At 69.7% G+C, this 23859-nt stretch carries 12 protein-coding genes; 6 read left to right on the top strand and 6 right to left on the bottom strand.

Annotated features, from left to right (window positions below):
- Positions 1-199 precede the first annotated feature (199 nt).
- The 3 genes from WFQ67_RS23635 to WFQ67_RS23625 all read right to left on the bottom strand — a co-directional run bounded on the left by WFQ67_RS23635 (position 200) and on the right by WFQ67_RS23625 (position 14285).
- Positions 200-13222: a non-ribosomal peptide synthase/polyketide synthase gene (locus WFQ67_RS23635; protein ID WP_337058364.1), complete on the bottom strand. Its 13023-nt coding sequence runs from the start codon at positions 13220-13222 to the stop codon at positions 200-202.
- An 84-nt stretch (positions 13223-13306) separates the two neighbouring features.
- Positions 13307-14065, bottom strand: a complete 759-nt coding sequence (locus WFQ67_RS23630; protein ID WP_160481109.1) for a thioesterase II family protein — start codon at positions 14063-14065, stop codon at positions 13307-13309.
- A 1-nt stretch (position 14066) separates the two neighbouring features.
- On the bottom strand, positions 14067-14285 hold the full coding sequence (locus WFQ67_RS23625; protein WP_044404743.1) for an MbtH family protein: 219 nt from the start codon (positions 14283-14285) through the stop codon (positions 14067-14069).
- A 313-nt stretch (positions 14286-14598) separates the two neighbouring features.
- Here WFQ67_RS23625 and WFQ67_RS23620 point away from each other — a divergent pair, with 313 nt between their 5' ends.
- On the top strand, positions 14599-15177 hold the full coding sequence (locus WFQ67_RS23620) for an RNA polymerase factor sigma-70 (protein ID WP_111259982.1): 579 nt from the start codon (positions 14599-14601) through the stop codon (positions 15175-15177).
- 153 nt (positions 15178-15330) lie between these two features.
- Here the strand turns inward: WFQ67_RS23620 and WFQ67_RS23615 are convergent, their stop codons facing one another.
- Complete coding sequence (locus tag WFQ67_RS23615) at positions 15331-16329, bottom strand: GNAT family N-acetyltransferase (protein ID WP_337058362.1); 999 nt, start codon at positions 16327-16329, stop codon at positions 15331-15333.
- Between the two features lie 139 nt (positions 16330-16468).
- Positions 16469-18571 (bottom strand): elongation factor G, encoded by a 2103-nt coding sequence (gene fusA, locus WFQ67_RS23610; RefSeq protein ID WP_173174103.1) that lies wholly within the window; start codon positions 18569-18571, stop codon positions 16469-16471.
- A gap of 244 nt (positions 18572-18815) precedes the next feature.
- On the opposite strand from fusA, the gene WFQ67_RS23605 reads away from it, so the two are divergent.
- From WFQ67_RS23605 to WFQ67_RS23585, 5 genes are all read left to right on the top strand, one after another.
- A complete protein-coding gene (locus WFQ67_RS23605) occupies positions 18816-19463 on the top strand; it encodes a DsbA family oxidoreductase (RefSeq protein ID WP_213629900.1) in 648 nt (215 codons plus the stop codon).
- Positions 19464-19542: 79 nt separating this feature from the next.
- Entirely contained in the window at positions 19543-20175 is a 633-nt protein-coding gene (acuR, locus tag WFQ67_RS23600; protein ID WP_213629898.1) for an acrylate utilization transcriptional regulator AcuR, read from the top strand.
- 39 nt (positions 20176-20214) lie between these two features.
- A complete protein-coding gene (acuI, locus tag WFQ67_RS23595; protein WP_337058361.1) occupies positions 20215-21198 on the top strand; it encodes an acrylyl-CoA reductase (NADPH) in 984 nt (327 codons plus the stop codon).
- A gap of 150 nt (positions 21199-21348) precedes the next feature.
- Positions 21349-21588 (top strand): hypothetical protein, encoded by a 240-nt coding sequence (locus tag WFQ67_RS23590; protein ID WP_337058360.1) that lies wholly within the window; start codon positions 21349-21351, stop codon positions 21586-21588.
- 587 nt (positions 21589-22175) lie between these two features.
- Positions 22176-22403 (top strand): hypothetical protein, encoded by a 228-nt coding sequence (locus tag WFQ67_RS23585; protein WP_111259975.1) that lies wholly within the window; start codon positions 22176-22178, stop codon positions 22401-22403.
- Positions 22404-22970: 567 nt separating this feature from the next.
- Here the strand turns inward: WFQ67_RS23585 and WFQ67_RS23580 are convergent.
- Positions 22971-23828, bottom strand: coding sequence for an SDR family oxidoreductase (locus WFQ67_RS23580; RefSeq protein ID WP_337058359.1), 858 nt, complete (start codon positions 23826-23828; stop codon positions 22971-22973).
- Positions 23829-23859 lie beyond the last annotated feature (31 nt).

Below are 23859 nucleotides of genomic sequence, written 5' to 3'. Positions count from 1 at the left end.
AGGCGTTGTCGGCGTCCGGTCGGCAATCGACCGGGCACGGACGCAGGGGCGTCCCTTGCTATCGGCGCTAGCACGTTCTTCTTAAGCGGTTTATCAGCCATTTATGTGCAGGCGTTCAGGTATTTTCTGAAAACACCGTGCACCTGCCCATCCAGCCGGCGCACGCGGAGCCCTCCCCGCTCCGCGTGCCCTGCTGCCGTTACAGCATCTCCAGCCTGGCCATCAGGTCCTCCAGCCGTGCGGCCTTCTCTTCGGTTACGACGCTGCCTTCCAGCGATTCGATGTAGCTCGCCAGTTCCTCCACCGTGCTGCACTCGAACATGGCCCGCAGGGGCACGTTGCGTTGCAGGGTTTTCTGCACGCGGGAGGCGATCTGGGTGGCGAGCAGGGAGTGGCCGCCGAGTTCGAAGAAGTTGTCGCGCACGCCGACCCGTTCGACCTTGAGCACCTCGGCCCAGATGCCCGCCAGGGTGGTTTCCAGCTCGTTGCGCGGGGCCAGGTAGTCCTGGGCCTGCAGCGGGCCGAACTCCAGGGGCGGCAGGGCCTTGCGGTCGAGCTTGCCGTTGGCGTTCAGCGGCATGCGCTCGAGCACGAGCCAGTGCAGCGGCACCATGTAGTCCGGCAGATCACCGCGCAGCTGCTGCTTGATGGCTTCGAACCAGGCGCCCTCTTCCGCCAGGCGGCTGGCCGGCGAGGGCGCGCGGGCGAAGCGCTCGGCCTCGCGCGGCACCAGGTAGCCCACCAGGTACTTGCCGGTGGGGCCTTCCTGCACGCTGACGGCGGCGTCGCGCACGTCCTGGCGCTCGAACAGGCGGGCTTCGATCTCGCCCAGCTCGATGCGGTAGCCACGGATCTTCACCTGGTGGTCGACGCGGCCAACGTACTCCAGCACGCCGTCGGCGCGGCGGCGGGCCAGGTCGCCGGTGCGGTACAGGCGCTCGCCCGGGGCGCCGAAGGGGCTGGGCACGAAGGCCTGGGCGGTGCGCAGCGGGTCGCCGACGTAGCCACGGCCGACGCCGGTGCCGGCGACGCAGAGTTCGCCCACGGCGCCCAGGGGCGCCAGCTCGAAGGCGTCGTCCAGCAGGTACAGGCGGTTGTTGTCGGTGGGGCTGCCGATGGGCAGGTAGGTGCCCTCGGTGGAGGCGGCGTCGACACGGAAGAAGGCCACGTCGTCCGAGCACTCGGCCGGGCCGTAGGCGTTAACCAGCCCCACCGCTGGGTAGCGCTCCAGCCACTGGCGCGCCAGCTCCGGCGGCATGGCTTCCCCGGTGGGCAGCATCCAGCGCAGGGCGCCGAGTACGGCGCGGTCTTCGGCGAGCATGCCCTGGATCAGCGACGGCACGCTCTCCAGCACGGTGATGCCGCGCTCGCGCACATGGGCCAGCAGCGCCTGCGGGTCGTGGGCGATGGCGTTGGGGACGATCTCGGTGCACGCACCGAACAACGGCGCGGCGAGGAACTGCCACACCGAGATGTCGAAGCTCTGCGAGGCGGTCTGGGCGATCACGTCCGCCTCGGTCAGCGCCAGGTACGGCACCTTGCTCAGCTGGTTGTTGAGCATGCCGGCCTGCTCGACCATCACGCCCTTGGGCAGGCCGGTGGAGCCGGAGGTGTAGATGACGTAGGCCAGATTGCCCGGGCCGCTGTGGATGCCCGGGTCCTGCTCCGGCCAGGCGCCTTGCAGCACGTCCTCCCACACCAGCAGGCGCGGACGCTGGCCGCAGCCGAGCTCCTCCAGCAGCAGCATGGCCTGGTCGCGGCAGGCACGGGTGGCCACCAGCGCCGGGGCACGGCTGAGTTCGAGGATGCGCGTCAGGCGCGGGGTGGGCAGCGCCGGGTCCAGCGGCAGGTAGCCGGCGCCAGCCTTGAAGGTGCCGACCATCATGCCCAGCAGGTCGAGCCCGCGCTCGCCCAGCAACGCCACCGGCTGGTCGAGGCCGACGCCGGCGGTGCCCAGGGCGTGGCCCAGGCGGTTGGCGTGGCGGTTCAGCTCGGCGTAGCTCCACTGGCGGTCGAGGCAGCGGGCGGCAATGCGCTGCGGGTGCGCGGCGACGCGGGCCTCGAACAGGCGCACGTAGCCCTGCTCCAGCGGGTAGTCGCGGGCGCTCTGGTTGACGCCGTTGAGCAGCAGCTCGCGCTCGGCATCCCCCAGCAGCGGCAGCGCGTACATGTCGGCCTCGATGTGCTCGCCGAGGGCCAGCAGCAGGCGCTTGAACTCGCCCAGCAGGCGATCGATGGTCGCTTCCTCGAAGTAGCGCCGGTCGTAGGACAGGTGCAGGCCCAGGTCGTCGCCCGGGTAGCAGACCACGGTGAGCGGGAAGTTGGTGTGGGTGCGGCCGGAATCCGAGCTGGCCGAGAGGCTCTGTGCCCGGTCCAGCACCGCGACTTCCACCGGCGCGTTCTCGAACACGAAGAGGCTGTCGAACAGTGGCTGGCCCTTGGGCAGCTCGCTGCATTCCTGGATGGCCACCAGCGGCAGGTACTCGTGCTCGCGCAGCTCCAGGTTGCTGGCCAGCAGCCCTTGCAGCCAGTCACGCACGCCCAGACGCTGGCCCGGTGCGGGCAGCTTCACCCGCAGGGCGATGCTGTTGATGAACAGGCCGACGGTGCGCTGCATCTCGGGCAGGCCCACCGGGCGCCCGGCCACGGTGACGCCGAAGACCAGGTCGCGCTCGCCGCTGTAGCGCGCCAGCACCAGGGCCCAGGCTGCCTGGGCCAGGGTGTTGACGGTGAGCTGGTGACGCTGCGCCAGTTCCCGCAGGCGGGCGCCGTCGGCGGCGTCCAGGCGGGTGATGCGGTCGCCCACTTGCATGCCGCCGCTGTCGTTGGCGTGCTCGCGGAGGATCGGCCGGTCGCTCGGCAGGTACGTGGTGCGCTCGAAGCCCGCCAGGTTGCCCTGCCACCAGGCGCGGGCCTGGCCCAGGTCCTGGCGCTGCAGCCAGCCGATGTAGTCGCGGTAGCGCGGCGCCAGGGGCAGCTGCGGCTCGCGGCCCTCGCCCAGGGCGGCGTAGACCTCGAAGAAGTCGCTCATCAGCAGGCCACGGCACCAGGCGTCGATGAGGATGTGGTGGTTGCTCATCATGAACCAGTAGCGCGCCTCGCCCAGGCGGATCAGGCGCAGGTGGAAGGGCGGCTGGTGCAGCAGGTCGAAGCCGGCCTCGCGCTCGGTGCGGTGCAGCGCTTGCAGGCGCTCCTCGTGGCCCTCCTCGGGCAGGTCGCTCCAGTCCAGCAGGTCCACTTCGGTGGCGCCGGGCTTGTGGATCACCTGCAGCATGGTTTCCCCGGCGTTCCACACAAAGGAGGCGCGCAGCGCCTCGTGCCGCGCCACCACCGCGCGCCAGGCGCGGGTGAAGCGTTCCACGTCCAGCGCGCTGTTGATGCGGTAGCGGTCCTGCATGTAGTAGATGCCGGTGCCCGGCTCCAGCAGGGTGTGCAGCAGCAGGCCTTCCTGCATGGGCGTGAGCGGGTAGATGTCGTCGATGGTGGCGGCCGGCACCGGCAACTGGTCGATCTGCTCCTGGCTCAGGTGCGCCAGGGGGAAGTCCGACGGCGTCGGGCCACCGGCGCCCTCCTCCAGGCAATGGGCGATGAGCGCCTGCAGCTCGGCGATGAAGGCTTCGCCCAGGCCCTGCACCGTGGCGCGGTCGTAGCGCGCCTGGCTGTAGGTCCAGTTGAGCAGCAGCTCGCCGCCGAACACCTGGCCGTCCACGCTCAGCCAGTTGGGCAGCGTGGCGTCGGCATCGTGGGCCGGGCCGGCGCTCTCTTCCAGTGGGCGCAGCAGCGCGCCCTCGGCGAAGCTGCCGTCGAACTGGCCCAGGTAGTTGAAGGTGATGCGCGCCGGCGGCAGCGCCGCCATGGCGGCGCGGGTGGCCGGGTCGGCCAGGTAACGCAGCACGCCGAAGCCGAGGCCCTTGTGGGGCACCTGGCGCAGCTGTTCCTTGATCGCCTTGATGGCAGCGCCGAGCCCCTGGGCCGGGGCCAGGCGCAGCGCGTAGGCGCTGGTGAACCAACCGACGGTGCGGCTGAGGTCGATGTCGTCGAACAGCGGCTCGCGGCCGTGGCCTTCCAGTTGCACCAGCACCGAATCACGCGCGGCCCAGCGGCACAGCACGCGGGCCAGGACGGTGAGCAGCAGGTCGTCGACGCGGGTGCGGTAGGCGGCCGGCGCCTGCTGCAGCAGCTGGCGGGTGTGCTCGGCATCCAGGCGCAGGGTGAGGCGCTGGGCGTCACGCTCCAGGTCCTGCTCGGCATCGCGGTCGCAGGGCAGCGGCGCGTCGTCGCCGCCGAGCTGCGCCTGCCACCAGGGCAGTTCTTCGCGCAGCGGCTCGCTGCCGGCATAGGCCGCCAGGCGTTCGCCCCAGGCCTTGAAGGCGCTGGTGCGCGCCGGCAGCGCCAGGGGTTGCCCGGCCTGCAGGTGGCGATAGGCGGTTTGCAGGTCTTCCAGCAGCACGCGCCAGGAGACGCCGTCCACCACCAGGTGGTGGATGGCCAGCAGCAGTTTCTGCCGGCCGTCCGGGCCTTCCAGCAGCAAGGCGCGCAGCAGCGGGCCATGGGCCAGGTCGAGGCTGCGCTGGGCATCAGCCAGCAGGGTGTCGGCCTCGGCGAAATCGCCCACCTGCGCCTGCCACAGCAGGCCGTCGGCCTCGCTGGCGGGGGCGCGGTGCTCGGCGTGCCAGGTGTCGCCGTCACGGGTGAAGGACAGGCGCAGGGCATCGTGATGCTGCACCAGGCCTTGCAGGGCCTGCTCCAGATGGCCCGCATCCAGGCGCTCGCCGGCTTCCAGCAGCAGCGACTGGTTCCAGTGGCCGACGTTCTCCGGCGCCTGCTGGAAGAACCAGTGCTGGATCGGCGTCAGCGGCATGCTGCCGGTCACCGGGCCCTGGTCCGCCTGGGTCAGCGCCTCGCGGCGGGCGACGGCGGCCAGGGTCTGCACCGTCTGGTGCTGGAACAGGTCGCGCGGGCTGAAGTGGATGCCCTGCTGGCGCGCACGGCTGACCACCTGGATGGAGAGGATGGAGTCGCCGCCCAGCTCGAAGAAGTTGTCGGCGAGCCCGACCTGCTCGACGTTGAGCACCTCGCGCCAGATGGCCGCCAGGCTCTGCTCCAGCTCGCTGGTCGGTGCCAGGTACTGCTGGCGGTTGTGCTCCGGGTCCGGCGCCGGCAAGGCGCGGCGGTCGAGCTTGCCGTTGGGGGTCAGCGGCAGGCTGGCGAGCAGCACCAGGTGCGCCGGCACCATGTGCTCCGGCAGCTGGGCACGCAGGTGCGCCTTGAGGGTTTCGCGCAGCGCGTGTTGCGCATCGGCGCCCTCTTCCGCTGCGGCACAGGCCACGTAGCCGGCCAGCTGCTTGCCGCTGGGGCTGTCCAGGGCCAGCACCACGGTTTCGCGCACCGCCGGGTGTTCCAGCAGGCGCGCCTCGATCTCGCCCAGCTCGATGCGGAAGCCGCGCACCTTCACCTGCTGGTCGATGCGGCCGAGGTATTCCAGCTGGCCGTCGTCGCGCTGGCGCACCAGGTCGCCGGTGCGGTACAGGCGCCCGCCATCGGTGGCGAAGGGGTTGGGCACGAAGCGTTCGGCGGTGAGGCCCGGGCGCTGGTGGTAGCCACGGGCAAGGCCGGCGCCGCCGACATAGAGCTCGCCGATGGCACCGGGCGGCACCAGGGCCAGATCAGCGTCGAGGATGCAGGCCACCCGCGCGCCGACCATGCGGCCGATGGGCACGCTGGCGGCGCCCCCCTCCAGCTGCGCCGGGGCCAGGGCGGCCAGGGGCATTACCACCGTCTCGGTGGGGCCGTAGGCGTTGAAGAAGGCCTGGGGCGCGAAGCCCGCGCGGATGCGCTGCAGGTGCTCGGCGGTCAGCGCCTCGCCCCCGGTGATCACCAGGCGCACCGGCAGGGTCTCGCCCCGCGCACCGAGCCACTGGGCCAGCTGGCTGCCGTAGCTGGGGGTGAAGCCGAGGATGGTGACGCCCTGCTCGCGGATGAGCTGGCAGATGTCCTCGGCGCCCCATTGGCCCTGGGCCCGCAGCACCAGGCGCGCGCCGCACAGCAGCGGCGTCAGCAGGCGCTCGCTGGCGGCGTCGAAGTTGATGGAATAGAAGTGCAGCTCGCAGTCGTCGGCGCGCATGCCGAAGCGGCGGATCACCGCCTGGCAGTGCATGGCGATCTCGCCGTGGCTGACGGCCACGCCCTTGGGCTTGCCGGTGGAGCCGGAGGTGTAGATCAGGTACGCCTGGTGCTGCGGCCGAGCGAGGTCCACCGGCGCGCTGGCGGGGTAAGCGGCCAGCGCGGCCTCGTCCTCTTCCAGGCACCAGCGGCCCACGCCGGCCGGCAGCTCGCCGAGGGTGTCGAACAGCGCGGCCTGGCCCAGCAGCAGGACGATGCCGCTGTCCTCGATCATGTAGTGCAGGCGTTCGGTGGGGTATTCCGGGTCCAGCGGCACGTAGGCGCCACCGGCCTTGAGGATGGCCAGCAGGCCGACCACCATCGCCGCCGAACGCTCCAGGGCCAGGCCGACGCGCACCTCGGGGCCGACGCCGCGCTCGCGCAGCAGGTGAGCCAGGCGGTTGGCGCGGGCATCCAGGGTGGCGTAGTCGAGGGTCTCGCCGGCGAAGGTCAGGGCCGGCGCTGTCGGTGCGCGCGCGGCCTGCTCGGCGAACAGCCGATGGATGCAGCCGTCGAGGCGGTGCTCGCCGGGCTCCTCGCCCAGGCTTTCGAGCTGCGCCAGGCGCTCGCCGTCGCTGAGCAGCGGCAGCTCGGCCAGGCGCCGCGCGGGGTCGCCCAGCAGCGCCTCCAGCAGGTTGCACAGGTGGGTGGCCATGCGCGCGATGCGCGGCTCGTCGAACAGGTCGGAGCTGTAGGTGAAGCAGCAGCCGAGGCGATGGTCGAGGTCGGTGACCTCCAGGTTGAGGTCGAACTTGGTGGCGCGGGCGTCGTTGGCGATGTACTCGACCTTCATCCCTGCCAGCTCGCGGGTCTGCTGGAACTCCCAGCGCTGCACGTTGCACATCACCTGGAACAGCGGGTTGTAGGCACTGCTGCGCGGCGGTTGCAGGGCCTCGACGAGCTGGTCGAAGGGCAGGTCCTGGTGCGACTGGCCCTCGATCACGGTGTGGCGCACCTGCTCCAGCAGCGCGGCGACGCTCATCTGCCCGTCGAGCTGGCAACGCAGCACCTGGGTGTTGAGGAAAGCGCCGATCAGCCCTTCGCTTTCCGGGCGGATGCGGTTGGCCACCGGCGCGCCGATGCGCAGGTCCTGCTGGCCGCTGTAGCGGTGCAGCAGCACGGCCAGGGTGGCGGTCATGGTCATGAACAGGGTCAGGCCGTTGGCCGCGTTGAAGGCGCGCACGCGCTCGGCCAGTGCGGCCGGCAGGTCGAAGCGGTACAGCTCGCCCCGGTGGCTCTGGGCCGGCGGGCGTGGGCGGTCCGTCGGCAGCTCCAGCAGCGGGTGCTCGTGGCCCAGCTGGGCCGTCCAGTAGTCCAGCTGGCGCTGGCGCTCGCCGCCTTCCAGCCATTGGCGCTGCCAGGCGCTGTAGTCGAGGTACTGCACCGGCAAGGGCGCCAGGGGCGACTCGCGGTCGTCGAGGAAGGCCTCGTAGAGCGCGCCCAGCTCGCGGGCGAAGATATCCATCGCCCAGCCTTCGGTGACGATGTGGTGCAGGGTCACTACGAGGAAATGCTCGCGTTCGCCGCCCTTGACCATCACCACCCGCAGCAGCGGGCCGGTCTCCAGGTCGAAGGGTCGGTGGGCCTCGTCATCGGCCAGCGCCTGCAGGCGGGCTTCGCGCGTTGCGGCATCGAGGGCGGAAAAATCCTCCCAGCCCATGACCAGGGACGATTGCTCGGCCACCTGCTGGCGCGGCACGCCGTTCTCGCTGGGGAAGGTGGTGCGCAGGGTCTCGTGGCGCTGCACCAGGGCCTGCAAGGCCGCCTCGAAGCGGGCCACGTCCAGCGGCCCGCTGAGGCGCGCCAGGCCGCCGACGTTGTAGGCGGGGCTGTCCGGCTCCAGCTGCCAGAGGAACCACATGCGCTGCTGGGAATAGGACAGCGGCACCGGGCGGCTGCGGTCGACGCGGGCGATCACGCCCTGGCTGTCCACCTGGCCGCTGGCCTGGATGCGCGCCACCTCGGCGCAGAAGCCTTCCAGGGTGCTGGCCTCGAACAGCGCGCGCAGCGGCAGCTCGACGTCGCAGGCCTGGCGGGTGCGGGAGACGATCTGGGTGGCCAGCAGCGAGTGGCCGCCGAGGGCGAAGAAGTCGTCGTCCAGGCCGATGCGCTGGATGCCCAGCACCTCGCGCCAGATGGCGGCGACCCGTTGCTCCAGCTCAGTGGCCGGCTCGCGGTGCTCGGCTTGCTGCCAGGCGGGTTCGGGCAACGCGCGGCGGTCCAGCTTGCCGCTGGGGCCGACAGGCAGCGCGTCCAGGCGCACCAGTTGCGCCGGCACCATGTACTCCGGCAGCTCGTCACGCAGGGCCTGCAGCAGGCGCTCGGCCTGCCGGGCTTCCTCTTCGGCAGCGCCGTTGGCGCAGTAGTAGCCCACCAGGCGCGGGCCGCCGGGGCCGTCGCGCAGCACCACCACCGCCTGGCCGACGCCGGGCTGGGCCAGCAGGCGCGCACGGATCTCCTCGGGCTCGACGCGGAAGCCGCGCAGCTTGACCTGGCTGTCGAGGCGGCCGAGGTAGTCCAGCGCACCGTCGGCGCCCCAGCGGGCGCGGTCGCCGGTGCGGTACAGGCGTGCGCCCGGCTCGCCGAAGGGGTCGGGCACGAAGCGTTCGGCGGTCAGCGCCGCGCGGCCCAGATAGCCACGGGCGAGACCCGCGCCACCGATGCACAGCTCGCCTGGCACGCCGACCGGCAGGGCCGAGAGTTCGGCATCCAGCACATGGCAGAGCACGTTGCCCAGGGGCTGGCCGATGGGCGAGCGCTCGCCGTCTTCGACGCGGCATTGCCAGTGGGTGACGTTGATGGCGGTTTCGGTGGGGCCGTAGCGGTTGTCCAGGCGCACCGCCGGCAGGCGCTCCAGCACCCGGTCGCGCAGGGCGGCGGGCAGCGCCTCGCCACCGGAGAACAGGCGGCGCAGGGAGGTGCATTCGCTGACGCCCGCCTCCTCGATGAACAGTTGCAGCAGCGGCGGCACGAAGTGCAGCGTGGTCACGCCGTGTTCGCGCACCAGCTGCACCAGGCGGCGCGGGTCGCGGTGTTCGCCGGGCGCGGCCAAGACCAGGCGCGCCTCGGTGACCAGCGGCCAGAAGCATTCCCAGACGGAGACGTCGAAGCTCACCGGTGCCTTTTGCAGCAGCACGTCGCTGGCGTCCAGGCGGTACTGCGCCTGCATCCAGGCCAGGCGTTCGGCCAGGGCGGCGTGGGTGTTGCCGACGCCCTTGGGCTGGCCGGTGGAGCCGGAGGTGTAGATGACGTAGGCGAGGTTGTCGCCGTGCACGGCGGCGGTCGGCGGGCTGTCGGGCCAGTCGCCCTCCTCCCGGTCCAGCTCGATGACGCGAACGCCTTCGTGGATGGGCAGGCGCTCCACCTGGTGCGACTGGGTCAGCAACAGTCTCGCGCCGCAGTCCTGCAGCATGTAGGCGAGGCGTTCGCGGGGGTAGTCCACGTCCAGCGGCACATAGGCGCCGCCAGCCTTGATGATGGCCAGCAGGCCGACCAGCAGTTCCGGCGAGCGCTCGGCGGCGATAGCCACCGGCACGTCGGGGCCGACGCCCAGGGCCTGCAGGCGATGGGCCAGGCGGTTGGCGCGGCGGTGCAGCGTGGCGCTGTCCAGTTGCCCATCGGCCCACCTGAGGACGATGCGCTGCGGAGCGGCGGTAGCCTGCCGTTCCAGCAGCTCGGGCAGCCAGCGGCTGGCGACAGGCTGCGGTGCGCGGGCCCAGTCGGCCAGTTGGCTGCGCTCGGCCTCGTCCTGCAGCTGGATATCGCCCAGGGCCCGCTCAGGTTGCTCAACCACCTGGCGCAGCAGGCTGACGAAGCGCTCGGCCAGGCGGCGCACGCTGCCGGCGTCGAACAGTTCGGTGGCGTAGTCGAAGGCCAGGGTCAGGCGGCCACGGGCGTCTTCCTCGCTGTGCAATTGCAGGTCGAACTTGGCCTCACGGCTGTGCCAGGGCAGCTCGTCGGCGAGCAGGCCCGGCAGGCGGCGCAGCGCGGAGAGGTCGCGCTGCTGGTGGTTGAACATGACCTGGAACGGCTCGCCGCCGAGGGCGTCCACCAGGCGGTCGAAGGGCAGGTCCTGATGCGCCTGGGCACCGAGGGTGGCCTCGCGGGCCTGGGCCAGCAGTGCGTTGAAGGTGCGGCGGCCGTCGAGCTGGCCACGCAGCACCAGGGTGTTGATGAAGAAGCCGACCAGGCCCTGGGTTTCCAGGCGTTGGCGGTTGGCGCCGGGCACGCCGATGCGGATGTCCGCCTGCCCGCTGAGGCGGAACAGCAGGCCCTGGAAAGCCGCCAGCAGCACCATGAACAGGGTCGAATGCTCGGCCTGGGCCAGCGCACGCAGGGCCTTGGCCAGGTCGTCGTCCAGGCGCAGGCTGTGGCGCGCGGCAGCGTGGCTGCGCTGGGCGGTGCGCGGGCGGTCGGTGGGCAGTTGCAGGGCCGGGGCTTCGTCGCCCAGTTGCTCGCGCCACCAGGCCAGCTGGCGCTCGGCCTCGCCCTCGGCCAGCCACTGGCGCTGCCAGGCGGCGAAGTCGGCGTAGCCCAGGGGCAAGGGCGCCAGGTCCGCCGCCGGGCCACCGCAGGCGGCGCCGTAGAGGCGGGAGAATTCGTCCAGCAGCAGGTTCAGCGACCAGCCATCGGCAACGATGTGGTGCAGGGTCAGCCACAGCTGGTGCTGTTCGTCGTCCAGGCGCACCAGGGTCAGGCGCAGCAGCGGGCCCTGCTCCAGGTCGAAGGGCACCTGGGCTTCTTCCTCGCGCAGCTGGGCGGCGCGGGCATCGCGTTCGGCACCGTCGAGGTGGCTGAGGTCGAGGCGCGAGAGGGTCAGTTCCTGGGACGGCAGGATGCGTTGCAGGGCGACGCCGTCCCGTTCGAGGAAGCGCGTGCGCAGCGCTTCATGGCGCTGCACCAATTGCTGGAAGCTGCGCAGCACGGCGCCTTCGTCCAGCTCGCCACGCAGGCGCAGGCCGCCGGGGATGTTGTAGGCGGCGCTTTGCGGGTCCAGCTGCCAGAGGAACCAGAGGCGGTTCTGCGCCGGGGATTGCGGCAGGTCCTGGTTGCGCGGCAGGCGGGGGATGGCGCCCTGGCGCGGCACGCCGGCAGCCTGCTGGGCCTGTACGGCGGCGGTGAATTCGGCCAGGGAGCGGGCTTCGAAGAGCTGGCGCAATTCCAGCTCCAGCCCCAGTTCGTCGCGCAGGCGCGCCATCACCTGGGCGGCGCCGATGGAGTTGCCGCCGAGCAGGAAGAAGCTGTCGTCGGCGTTCACCACCGGCACCTGCAGCTGTTCGGCCCAGAGGGCGGCGATGCGCTGTTGCAGCTCGCCGGCGGCTTCGACCGGGGCAGTGGATGCAGCGCTGGAGTCGATGGCGGGGAAGCAGGCGTAGGCGTCGAGGCTGCCGTCGTCCAGGCCGCGGCGGCAGGCGGAGCGTTGCAGCTTGCCGCTGGAGGTCTTGGGCAGCGCGCCGGGGTTGAGCAGCGCCACCACGCGAGGCGCCTCCTGGCAGGCCTCGGCCACGGCCTGGCGGATCATGCGGATCAGAGTTTCCGGCGCATGGGCCTTCTGCACGCTGCGGCCGATCTCCACGGCGATGCCGATGCCCTCCTCGCCGTCCTGTTCGACGGCGAAGGCGGCGACGCGGCCCTTGCGCACCTGCGCCACCTCGGTCTCGACGGTGCGCTCGATGTCCTGCGGGTAGAGGTTGTGGCCACGGACGATGAGCATGTCCTTGAGGCGGCCGCTGACGAACAGCTCGCCATCGCGCAGAAAGCCCAGGTCACCGGTGCGCAGCCGGCTCACGCCATCGCGGTCGACGAAGGCCTTGGCAGTAGCTTCCGGGTTGCGCCAGTAGCCGTGGGCGATGCTCGGGCCGCTGGCCCAGATCTCGCCCACCTGGTTCTCACCGAGTACGGCGCCGGTGGCCGGCTCGACGATCATCACCGCGTGCCCGGGCTGGCCGAAGCCGCAGCTCAGCAGCAGGCTGTCGGCGCCCGGCTCGATACGGTTCCGAGCCAGTGCGGCGCCGTCCACGCCGAGGGCGGGAATGCCCTGGCCGCGCACGCCGCCGGTGACGAACAGGGTCGCCTCGGCCAGGCCGTAGCAGGCGAGGAAGCTGGCGGCGGAGAAGCCGCAGGCGGCGAACTGGCCGGCGAAGCGTTCGAGGCTGTCCTGGCGGATCGGCTCGGAGCCGGAGAAGGCCACGCGCCAGCCGCTGAGGTCCAGCCGCGCCAGGGCCGCGGCGCTGACCCGCTCGCAGCAAAGGCGGTAGGCGAAATCGGGGCCGCCGCTGACGGTGCCGCCGTACTGGGCGATGGCCTCCAGCCAGCGCACCGGGCGTTCGAGGAAGTAGCGCGGCGACATGAGCACGCAGGGTACGCCGCTGAAGATGGGTTGCAGCAGGCCGCCGATCAGGCCCATGTCGTGGTAGAGCGGCAGCCAGCTGACGATCACATCGTCCGCGCCGATGCCGAAGCCACGGCGGATCAACAGCTCGTTGGCCACCAGGTTGCCGTGGCTCACCTGCACGCCCTTGGGCAGCGAGGTGGAGCCGGAGGTGTATTGCAGGAAGGCGATGTCGTCGGCGGCCAGCAGCGGCTCGCACCAGGCGTCGGCCAGTTCGTCCTGCAGGTCCTCGACGCAGAGCAGCGCCGGCCCGGCGGCGCCCAGGTCGGTGCTCAGCTGCTGCAGGGGTTCGCGCAGGGCGGCGCTGGTCAGCACCAGGGCCGGCTCGGCGTCGTCGATGATCGACAGCAGGCGCAGCTGGTGATGGCGGCGTGCGGACTCCGGCGGGTAGGCCGGCACGGCGATGACGCCGGCGTAGAGGCAGCCGAAGAACGCCGCGACGTAATCGGGGCCGCTGTCGAACAGCAGCACCGCGCGGTCGCCGAACTCCGCTTCCGCCTGCAGGGCGGCGGCGATCACCCGGGCGCGCCGGTCCAGCTCCCGGTAGCTGATGACCACGCCGTCGCCCTCGCCTTCGAGAAAGCGCAAGGCGAGGCGTTCCGGCTGTTCGGCAGCGCGGCGCTGCAGGGCCTGGACCAGGGTGCTGGGGAGTTCGAAGGCGTCCATCATGTTGTCGTCCTGCCTGATGCGGCTTGAATTCGGGGTTCGTTGAAGCGAAGGGGCGCGCCCGGCACGACGGCCGCGCCGGGCGGCTCAGCCGGCCGCCAGCGGAACCTGGCGCGAGGTGCGGGCGCGCAGGCGCAGCAGGTGCTGCTCGGCGTAGCGCTTGAGGGTGCGCAGCACGGCGGCCTCCTGTTGCTGGAGGAAGAAGTGGTGCCCCTCGAACAGGTCGAGGGAGAAGCCGGTGGCGGTCTCGTCCTGCCAGTCCAGCAGCTCATCCACGCGCAGCTCGTCGGCCTTGCCGCCGAGCACATGGATGGGCGCCTGCAACGGCTCGCGCCGGCGGTAGGCGTAGCTGCCGGCGACGAGGAAGTCGGCACGCAGGATGGGCAGCGTCAGGCGCAGCAGCTCCTCGTTGGCCAGCGCCTCCTCGGGGGTGCCCTGGAGGTTGCGCAGCCTGGCGATCAGCTCGGCGTCGCTCTTGGCATCGCGGTAGTCATCGACATTGCGCCGGGCTGGGCCGGCGGTGGCCGAGGGGAACAGCGCCAGGGGCTCGGGCAGCCCCTTCTCGCGCAGGGCATGGGCCAGCTCGAAGGCGAGCAGCCCGCCCAGGCTGTGGCCGAACAGCGCGTAGGGCTGCTGCACCTGGGGCGCGACCTCGCGGGCGAGCTGCGCCACCAGCGTGTCGAGGCGGGTGTGCAGCGGCTCGTCCATGCGCATGCCGCGCCCCGGCAGCTCCAGCGGCTGCACCACCAGCCAGGCGGGCAGGATGCGCCGCCAGCGGTTGTAGGCCATGGCGCTGGCGCCGGAATACGGCAGGCAGAACAGGCGCAGGCTGATCGGCGCGCTCACCTCAGGCCACCCCTTCGGCCTGTTCCATCTGCTTGCGCAGGCTCAGGGGGCGCATGTCGGTCCAGTGCTCCTCGATGTACGCCAGGCACTCCTGCTTCAGCCCGCTCTTGCCGGCGGCGCGCCAGCCGGCGGGGATGGCCTTGTAGTCCGGCCAGATCGAGTACTGCTCCTCGTGGTTGATGACCACCTGGAACACCACGTCATCACGATCGAACACCATGTCGTTCTCCTGTCTGCGAAACCCATGCAGCGGGGCCACCTGCCCGCGCTTTCACAGAGGAGAACGGATGGAGCCCGAAAATAATTAGCGGATCGTCCCCGCCCCGGGGCCGCGCTGCGCCGTTGATCGGAAGGGCCGACGCAGAGCGGCGCTGCAACAGAGCTGAAGCCTGCCCGTGCTCTGCTGCAGAAAGTCGAATATTAATTATTCATCGCATTTGACAATGATTATCATTGGACATAATTTGTTACCCCGCTGAACAGGCCGCCCCCTTCCCGGCGCCCTCTGCCTCCCCAAGCGCAAGGTGATTTCCATGACGGATCAACTGTCCACAAGCAGGTGCGATTCACCCTTACTCCAGGCATTCATCGATAACCGCTCGATCCTCGTGAAGATCGCCGCGCGTATCACCGGATGCCGTTCCCGCGCCGAGGATGTGGTGCAGGATGCGTTCTTCAGGCTGCATTCGGCCCCGCAGATCACCTCGTCGTTCAAGGCGCAGCTCAGCTACCTGTTCCAGATCGTGCGCAACCTGGCCATCGACCACTACCGCAAGCAGGCCCTGGAGCAGAAATATTCCGGCACCGAGGAGGAGGGCCTCAACGTGGTGGTGACCCTGGGGGCTTCGCCCGAGGCTTCGCACATCAACTACGCGACCCTCGAACACATCGCCGATGCCCTGGCCGAACTGCCGGCGCGCACCCGCTACGCCTTCGAGATGTACCGCCTGCACGGCGTGCCGCAGAAGGACATCGCCAAGGAGCTGGGCGTCTCCCCGACCCTGGTCAACTTCATGATCCGCGATGCCCTGGTGCATTGCCGCAAGGTGACCCGCGCCGAAGCCGAGAAGGCCGCCGGCAACGACGGGGAGCGCCGCGAAAAATCCGCCTGATCCTTCCCCCGGATCGTCATCCCGGGGCGAAGGCCCCGGAGAGTCCCCGCCTCAGGCCAGCCCCGCAGCCCGTAGCCCGGACTTCAGTCCGGGGATTGCTGCGACCACGGTCCCGGGCTGAAGCCCGGGCTACCTATCGAGAACGTGGCTTGCTCAGGCCAGCACGCAATGGTCGAAGAAGCGCTCGCGGCCGATGGCCATGAGTGCGGCGCGCTTGTGCGGGAAGTCGAACTCCTTCTCCCGGTAGTAACCCAGGTGCTGCATGTGGCCGATCATCCGCGCGTTGTCGGCGCGGGGCTCCGCCACTACGCGGCGGGTACGTGGGTCGTCGAGGAAGAGGAAGTGGGTCAGCGCCGCCAGCCAGCTGGCCACCTTGTGCGGGCCGCGATGGCTCTCCTCACCCACCAGCATGTGGATGCCGCGGTCGTAGTCGTCCACCGCGTAGAACGGCGCGATGCGGTCTTCCTTGGCCCAGTAGGCTTCGAAGTAGGCGAAGGGCTGGTCGTCGAAGCAGCCGATCAGGGTCAGCGCGTGGGGGTCGTCGTGCAGCTTCTGCAGGTAGGCGCGGTGCTGGTCGAGGTCGCCGCCTTCCTGCCAGAACGCCAGCACGCGGGGCGAGTTCTGCCAGCGGTTGAAGCGTTCCAGGTCGCTGTCGATATCCAGCGCGCGCAGGGAAATCCAGCTGCCCAGGCGCGCGTCGAAACGCCGGTAGAGCTCGCCGCCGGGCTTGGGCGGGCGCTGCGGGTGGCGCTTGCCGTCGCTGACGACCATGCGCTCCGGGTAGGGGCTGGCGGCGGCGATCCAGGGCGCCGGCAGCTGCCAGAACTGGCCGCGCTCGCAGCGGTACTCCCCTGCCCCGCTGGCCAGCAGCAGGCCGCTGGCCAGGGCCTCGGTGGGCACCTGGGGCAGTTGCCAGTGCAGGCGCTGGCAGGCCGGGTCGCGGGCCAGCAACCAGTAGCAGGCGGCGTGCAGGGCGTGCACATCCGGCTGGGTGCCGAGCACCTGCAGGCGCGGTTCTGCACCGCATTGCAGCACCAGGTCGATCAGCGCCTGGCCGTCGAGGGTGAGGTGCAGGCGGGTGTCGGTTTCGTCGGCGCCGAGGCTCTGCCCACCGGGCAGCGGGAGGTTCGACAGGGGGGTCTGCTGGGGCATGGGAGGCTCGCGAAATGGAGGTCTGTGCAACAGATGACGTCGGGGCGCAAGGAAAAATTAGGGGATTGTCGCGGGGAGTTCCCGCGCTGAAGCCCGGGCTACAGGATGGCCCTCCCCGTGGAGAGGGCCATGCGCGAGGCTAGCCCTGTTTCTTGACGATGGCGTCGGCGATGTTGGCCGGGGCTTCGGCGTAGCGGGAGAACTCCATGGAGTAGCTGGCGCGGCCCTGGGACATGGAGCGCACGTCGGTGGCGTAGCCGAACATCTCGCCCAGCGGCACTTCGGCGCGGATGATGCGCCCGGCCGGCGCTTCGTCCATGCCCTGGATCAGGCCGCGCCGGCGGTTGAGGTCGCCCATGACGTCGCCCATGTAGTCCTCGGGGGTGACCACCTCGACCTTCATGATCGGCTCCAGCAGCACCGCGCCGCCCTTCTGCGCCAGTTGCTTGGTGGCCATGGAGGCGGCGATCTTGAACGCCATCTCGTTGGAGTCGACGTCGTGGTAGGAGCCGTCGAACACCGTGGCCTTGAGGCCGAGCAGCGGGTAGCCGGCGAGCACGCCGTTCTTCATCTGCTCCTCGATGCCCTTCTGGATCGCGGGGATGTATTCGCGCGGGATGACGCCGCCCACCACTTCGTTGACGAACTCCAGGGTGTCCTTGCCCTCCTCGCCCGGTTCGAAGCGGATCCAGCAGTGGCCGAACTGGCCGCGGCCGCCGGACTGGCGGACGAACTTGCCTTCGATCTCGCAGCGGTTGCGGATCTTCTCGCGGTAGGCGACCTGGGGCTTGCCGATGTTGGCCTCGACGTTGAACTCGCGCTTCATGCGGTCGATGAGGATGTCCAGGTGCAGCTCGCCCATGCCGGAGATGATGGTCTGGCCGGATTCCTCGTCCGAGCGCACGCGGAAGGACGGGTCTTCCTGGGCCAGCTTGCCGAGGGCGATGCCCATCTTCTCCTGGTCGGCCTTGGTCTTGGGCTCCACCGCCACCGAGATCACCGGCTCGGGGAAGTCCATGCGTTCGAGGATGATCGGCTTGTCGAGGTCGCACAGGGTGTCGCCGGTGGTGACGTCCTTCATGCCGATCAGCGCGGCGATGTCGCCGGCGCGCACTTCCTTGATCTCCTCGCGGGTGTTGGCGTGCATCTGCACCATGCGGCCGACGCGCTCCTTCTTGCCCTTGACCGAGTTGAGCACCGAGTCGCCGGAGCTCAGTACGCCGGAGTACACGCGGGTGAAGGTCAGGGTGCCGACGAAGGGGTCGGTGGCGATCTTGAAGGCTAGCGCCGAGAAGGGTTCGTCGTCGTCGGCATGGCGCTCGTCGTGGCGGTTTTCGTCGTCCGGGTGGGTACCCTTGATCGCGGGGATCTCGATGGGCGCCGGCAACAGCTCGATCACCGCGTCGAGCACCAGGGGCACGCCCTTGTTCTTGAACGAGGAGCCGAGCACGGCGGGCACGATCTCGCAGGCGATGGTGCGCTGGCGCAGGCCGGCCTTGATCTCCTCGATGGAGAGCTCCTCGCCCTCGAGGTACTTGTTCATCAGCTCTTCGCTGGACTCGGCGGCGGCCTCGACCAGCTTCTCGCGCCATTCCTGGGCTTCGGCGAGCAGGTTGGCGGGGATCTCCTCCTCGCGAAAGCTGGTGCCCTGGTCGGCATCGTTCCAGTAGATGGCCTTCATCTTCAGCAGGTCGATCTGGCCCTCGAAGTTCTCCTCCGCGCCGATGGGCAGCTGGATGGGCACCGGGGTGTGGCCGAGGCGCTGCTTGATCTGCCCGACCACCCAGAGGAAGTTGGCGCCGGCGCGGTCCATCTTGTTGACGTAGGCGATGCGCGGCACGCCGTACTTGTTGGCCTGGCGCCACACGGTCTCGGACTGCGGCTCGACGCCGTCGGCGCCGCTGAACACCACCACCGCGCCGTCGAGCACGCGCAGGGAGCGCTCCACCTCGATGGTGAAGTCGACGTGCCCGGGGGTGTCGATGATGTTGAAGCGGTACTTGTCGAACTGCTTGGCCGAACCGGACCAGAAGGCGGTGGTGGCGGCCGAGGTGATGGTGATGCCGCGCTCCTGCTCCTGCACCATCCAGTCCATGGTGGCGGCGCCGTCGTGCACTTCGCCCATCTTGTGGTTGACCCCGGTGTAGAACAGGATCCGCTCGGTGGTGGTGGTCTTGCCCGCATCCACGTGGGCCACGATGCCGATGTTGCGGTAGCGGTTGATGGGGGTCGCGCGGGCCATTGTCTACACCTCGTAATGGTCGGGATGGGTTCGGGACGGGAACGGCACGGCCGCTCGGGGACGCGAGCGGCGAAGCAGCCGGGGCGGATTACCAAGCATGGTTGAAGATGCCGCCGACGCAAGCCTGGAAGCGTCGTCAGGCCGCTGTTTTTTTACCGCCGGCCGATGACAGTCGTGCGATACGTCGCGGTGCACGCTTTCGAGGCATAGACTGGGCGCCTTCCCCCATCACGGAGCATTTCCCATGAGCAAGGCCATCAGCATCGACTTCGTATCCGACGTGGTCTGCCCCTGGTGCGCGGTCGGGCTGGGCGCGCTGCAGCAGGCCATCGCCAACCTCGGCGACGAGGTGAAGGTCACGCTCGCCTTCAAGCCCTTCGAGCTGAACCCGGACATGCCGCCGGAAGGCCAGGACATCGTCGAGCACATCCAGCAGAAGTACGGCAGCACGCCGGAGCAGGTGGCGGCCAACCGCGAGCACATCCGCCAGCGCGGCGCCGAGGTGGGCTTCCGCTTCGACATGCAGGCGCGCGGGCGCATCTACAACACCTTCGACGCCCACCGCCTGCTGCACTGGGCCGGGCTGGAAGGCCGCCAACTGGCGCTCAAGCAGGGCCTGCTGGCCGCCTACTTCAGCGAGGGGCGCAACCCCAGCGACCGCGCGGTGCTGGTGGAAGTGGCCGCAGCCGCCGGGCTGGACGCGGCGGCGGCGCGCGAGGTGCTGGAGTCCGGCCGCTTCGCCGAGGAGGTGCGCGAGGAGGAACACTTCTACACCAGCCACGGCATCCGCTCGGTGCCGTCGGTGATCCTCAACGGTCGCCACCTGATCAGCGGTGGCCAGCCGGCGGAGTATTTCGAACAGGCGATCCGCCAGCTCGTCGCTGCCGGATAAGGGGCTGCGCGAGGCGGGTGCGAGCGATGCGACGCACCCGCCATTGATTTTATAGACAATCGGTCTAATATCCCCCGCCATGACCGATTCCATACCCCCGCCCCGTCGCGGCCGACCGCCCAAGGTCAATCGCGACAACCCCGACACCCGCGACGCCCTGGTGCGTTGCGGCACCGAGATCCTCACCGAGCAGGGTTTCCTCAGCACCGGCATCGATGCGGTGCTGAGCCGCGTCGGCGTGCCCAAGGGCTCGTTCTACCACTACTTCCAGAGCAAGGAAGACTTCGGCCACGCGGTGCTGGCGAACTACGCCGACTACTTCGCGCGCAAGCTGGACCGCTGCCTGCTGGACGCGTCGCGCCCTCCGCTGGCGCGCATCGCCGCCTTCGTCGAGGACGCCAAGGCCGGCATGCTGCGTTTCGAATTCCGCCGAGGCTGCCTGGTGGGCAACCTGGGCCAGGAGGTGACCCAGCTGCCGGAGGCCTTCCGCGAGTCCCTGGAGGCCATCCTGCTCAGCTGGCAGCAGCGCCTGGCCCTGTGCCTGGAGGCCGCCAAGGCCGAGGGCGAGCTGGCTCCGGACACGGATTGCGAGCGCTGGGCCGCGTTCTTCTGGATCGGCTGGGAAGGCGCCGTGCTGCGCGCCCGGCTGGTGCAGGGCAACGCGCCGCTGGACTGTTTCATCGAAGGATTTCTCGCCGGGCTGCCGCGCTAGCCCGTCCCTTTCCCTAGGTTCCGCATGAGGAGACACCCGATGTTCAAAGGCATCCTGATCGACAAGGACGACACCGGCTACCGCGCCACGCTGGCCGAGCTGGACGAGGCGCAACTGCCCGCGGGCGAGGTCACCGTGAAGGTCGACTACAGCACCCTGAACTACAAGGACGGCCTGGCCATCACTGGCAAGGGCCCGGTGGTGCGCAGCTTCCCCATGGTCGCCGGCATCGACCTGGCCGGCACCGTGGAGGCCAGCGACAGCCCCGCCTTCAAGGCCGGTGACAAGGTGCTGCTCAACGGCTGGGGCGTGGGCGAGACGCACTGGGGCGGCCTGGCTCAGAAGGCGCGTCTCAAGGCCGACTGGCTGATCCCGCTGCCGGCCGGCTTCACCTCGCGCCAGGCGATGGCCATCGGCACCGCCGGCTACACCGCGATGCTTTCGGTGCTGGCCCTGGAGCGCAACGGCGTGACCCCGGACAAGGGCCAGGTGCTGGTGACCGGCGCCAACGGCGGCGTCGGCAGCTTCGCCATCGCCCTGCTCGCCCGCCTCGGCTACCAGGTGGCGGCCTCCACCGGCCGACCGCAGGAAGCGGACTACCTCAAGCGCCTGGGCGCCAGCGAGATCATCGACCGCGCCAGCCTCGCCGAACCCGGCCGCCCGCTGGGCAAGGAGCGCTGGGCCGGTGCCATCGACTCGGTCGGCAGCCACACCCTGGCCAACGTCTGCGCCGGCATCCGCTACGGCGGCGCGGTCGCTGCCTGCGGCCTGGCCCAGGGCATGGATTTTCCCGCCAGCGTCGCGCCCTTCATCCTGCGTGGCGTGACCCTGGCGGGCATCGACAGCGTGATGCGCCCGCGCGCCGACCGCATCGAGGCCTGGGATCGCCTGGCCCGTGACCTCGACCTCGCGCTGCTGAACGCGATCACCCGCGAGATCGGCCTGGGCGAGGCGGTGCTCACCGCCGGCGAGCTGCTCGAAGGCCGGGTGCGCGGCCGCGTGGTGGTGGACGTCAACCGCTGATCCCGCCGGGTGCCGCCAACCGGCGGCACCCTCCCCCGGCGCGCGATGCGCCACCCCGATAATCACTATCAAGCCTGATGATTTCTGCCTCCGCCGCCGCTTGGCTAATCTGCGCCCATTGCCACGCAGACAGCCGAACAGGAGGGCCGGATGCACACGTCGATCACACGCCTCGCCCTGCTCGCCGCCCTCGCCCTGGCTGGCTGCACCTCGCCGCAGTACAGCGAGGAGACGCCCTACACCGATGCGCAGGTCCGCCAGTTCGCCCTGGAGATGTTCGGCAAGAGCGGCCTGCCGCCCGAGCAGTTGGCCAAGATCCGGCGGGCGCTGTTGAAACAGGATCAACGGATGTCCAACGCCATCCGCGACGTGCAGCCCAGCAAGGGCTGAGTCACCCCAGATTGCATGCTCCTCCCATGGCCATCCCCCCCCTTTGGCCAATATGCAGCTCGCCCCCCGAGCTGCTTTTTTTTGCCCGCGAATCGGACAGGTCAGATGGGCAGCAGGGGGCAAGGAAGCCAAAATCGACGGATTGTCATGAAGAGGCGCTAAAAAACAGAAGGATTCGGATACAACCGGGCTCCTGTGGCCCTATCCAATCATCGGAGCTTGCCGTATGATCTCGCACCTAGTACCTAGCTGTAAGTCAATCCGGCCAATCGCAGGCAGCGCCACCCAGGCGCAACGCGATACCGGTCTCCTCGATGGTTACCTGACCGATGCCCCCGCCACCCACTGGCAACGCATCAGTCCTGGCCTCCCATCCAGAAGTCTGATCAGGACAATCAACGGGCCAGAACCTTGCCCACGATTACAACCTGGCATCCAAAGTACTTGGCTGGCTCGCTCCGCTGACAGGCGGAACTTTCCGTCAGCTCATTCGCTCCGATAAGGATCATCCTGTGTGCCCACGGTGGGCGACGGATTCGGAGTTTTATTTCGCGGCCCGATTGCCGCATTTTGCAGGACCTAACCACATGACTATCCATCACCAGGCAGAACAAGCCATCAGCGCACTCACCCGCGCCTTCGCACCGCTCCAGTGCCAGATCAACGCGCCTTCCCGCAAGGGCGGCTTCAGCTTCACCATCGTCAGCGAGTACGGTGTCGCTTGCCACAGCCAGCGCATCTACCCGGAGCAGTACAGCAACTCCAGCCAGCTCCAGCAGGTGATCGACCGCGCCCAGCGCGCCCTCACCGCCTGACGCCCGGCACGTCGACCCAAAGCCCCGCATGAGCGGGGCTTTTTCTTGCCTGCGATTTACCCCGCTCGGTGCCGCCGGGCGTGGTGCATTTTGTGGGAGCGAACTCATTCGCGATGGAGCATCCGGCCAGCTCATGGCCCGGTGCCTGCGCCGGGTCTTTCGCGGCTGAGGCCGCTCCCACGGGGAGGGCCTGCAACTGCGGACTTCGCTGCGTTGGACCTCGCGGCGCCAACCTACTCGCGGTGCCAATTTGTGGGAGCGAATTCATTCGCGATGGAGTGCCCGGCCAGCTCGCGGCCCAGTGCCTGCGCCGGGTCTTTCGCGGCTGAAGCCGCTCCCACGGAGAGGGCCTGCAACTGCGGACGTCGCTGCGTTGGGCCTCGCGGCACCAACCTACACGCGGTGCCAATTTGTGGGAGCGAATTCATTCGCGATGGAGTGCCCGGCCGGCTCGCAGCCCAGTGCCTGCGCCGGGTCTTTCGCGGCTGAGGCCGCTCCCACGGGGAGGGCCTGCAACTGCGGACTTCGCTGCGTTGGACCTCGCGGCGCCAACCCACGCGCAGTGCCCTAACCGTTCACCACGATGCCGCCATTCACGTGCAGCACCTGGCCGCTGACGTAGGCCGAGTCCGCGCTCGCCAGGTAGACGTAGGCCGGTGCCACGTCCGCCGGCTGGCCGGGATGGCCCAGCGGGGTTTCGGCACCGAAATGGCCGACCTTCTCGGCATCGAAGGTCGAGGGAATGAGCGGCGTCCAGATCGGCCCCGGAGCCACGGCGTTGACGCGGATGGCGCGCTTGGCCAGGTTCAGCGCCAGGGAGCGGGTGAAGGAGGTGATCGCGCCCTTGGTAGAGGAATAGTCCAGCAGCGTCGGGTTGCCCTTGTAGGCCGTCACCGAGGTGGTGTTGATGATGCTCGCCCCTGGGCGCAGGTGCGGCAGGGTCGCCTTGGTGAGTTGGAACATGGCGAAAATGTTGGTGCGGAAGGTCTTCTCCCACTGCTCCTCGCTGATGTCCTCCAGGCGCTCCTGGGGATGCTGCTCGCCGGCATTGTTGACCAGCACGTCCACCCTGCCCCACTTGGCGATCACCGCCTCAAGGACCGCGCGACAGAACCCGCCGTCGGCCACGTCCCCGGCGAACAGCAACGCCTCGCGCCCTGCCGCCTGCACTTCCAGGCGGGTCTGCTCGGCATCCTCCACCTCGTCCAGGTAGAGCACCGCGACATTGGCCCCTTCACGGGCGTAGTGCACCGCCACGGCGCGGCCGATGCCGCTGTCGGCGCCGGTGACGATCGCGGTCATGCCCTCCAGCTTGCCGGCCGCCTGGTAGTACTCGCCAATGGTCAGCGGCTGTGGTCGCATCTCCGTTTCGTGACCCGGCTGCCGGTCCTGGTGCTGGGGTGGAAGGGTCTGTTCGTCGCTCATGGTCATCTCCTGAATCGTTGCCTGCTACTCA

Source organism: Pseudomonas sp. USHLN015, from assembly GCF_037153275.1.
Lineage (GTDB): Bacteria > Pseudomonadota > Gammaproteobacteria > Pseudomonadales > Pseudomonadaceae > Metapseudomonas > Metapseudomonas tohonis.
Note: the sequence above shows the minus strand (reverse complement) of the source record. Positions and strands in the feature narration are given on the sequence as shown.

What these genes read in the sequence shown, in the direction of transcription:
- WFQ67_RS23620 (WP_111259982.1), top strand. Translation starts at nt 14,599, where the DNA reads ATGACGGATCAACTGTCCACAAGCAGGTGCGATTCACCCTTACTCCAG.
- WFQ67_RS23605 (WP_213629900.1), top strand. Translation starts at nt 18,816, where the DNA reads ATGAGCAAGGCCATCAGCATCGACTTCGTATCCGACGTGGTCTGCCCC.
- WFQ67_RS23580 (WP_337058359.1), bottom strand. Translation starts at nt 23,828, where the DNA reads ATGAGCGACGAACAGACCCTTCCACCCCAGCACCAGGACCGGCAGCCG.
- WFQ67_RS23590 (WP_337058360.1), top strand. Translation starts at nt 21,349, where the DNA reads ATGCACACGTCGATCACACGCCTCGCCCTGCTCGCCGCCCTCGCCCTG.
- acuR (WP_213629898.1), top strand. Translation starts at nt 19,543, where the DNA reads ATGACCGATTCCATACCCCCGCCCCGTCGCGGCCGACCGCCCAAGGTC.
- acuI (WP_337058361.1), top strand. Translation starts at nt 20,215, where the DNA reads ATGTTCAAAGGCATCCTGATCGACAAGGACGACACCGGCTACCGCGCC.
- WFQ67_RS23615 (WP_337058362.1), bottom strand. Translation starts at nt 16,329, where the DNA reads ATGCCCCAGCAGACCCCCCTGTCGAACCTCCCGCTGCCCGGTGGGCAG.
- WFQ67_RS23625 (WP_044404743.1), bottom strand. Translation starts at nt 14,285, where the DNA reads ATGGTGTTCGATCGTGATGACGTGGTGTTCCAGGTGGTCATCAACCAC.
- WFQ67_RS23585 (WP_111259975.1), top strand. Translation starts at nt 22,176, where the DNA reads ATGACTATCCATCACCAGGCAGAACAAGCCATCAGCGCACTCACCCGC.
- WFQ67_RS23635 (WP_337058364.1), bottom strand. Translation starts at nt 13,222, where the DNA reads ATGATGGACGCCTTCGAACTCCCCAGCACCCTGGTCCAGGCCCTGCAG.
- fusA (WP_173174103.1), bottom strand. Translation starts at nt 18,571, where the DNA reads ATGGCCCGCGCGACCCCCATCAACCGCTACCGCAACATCGGCATCGTG.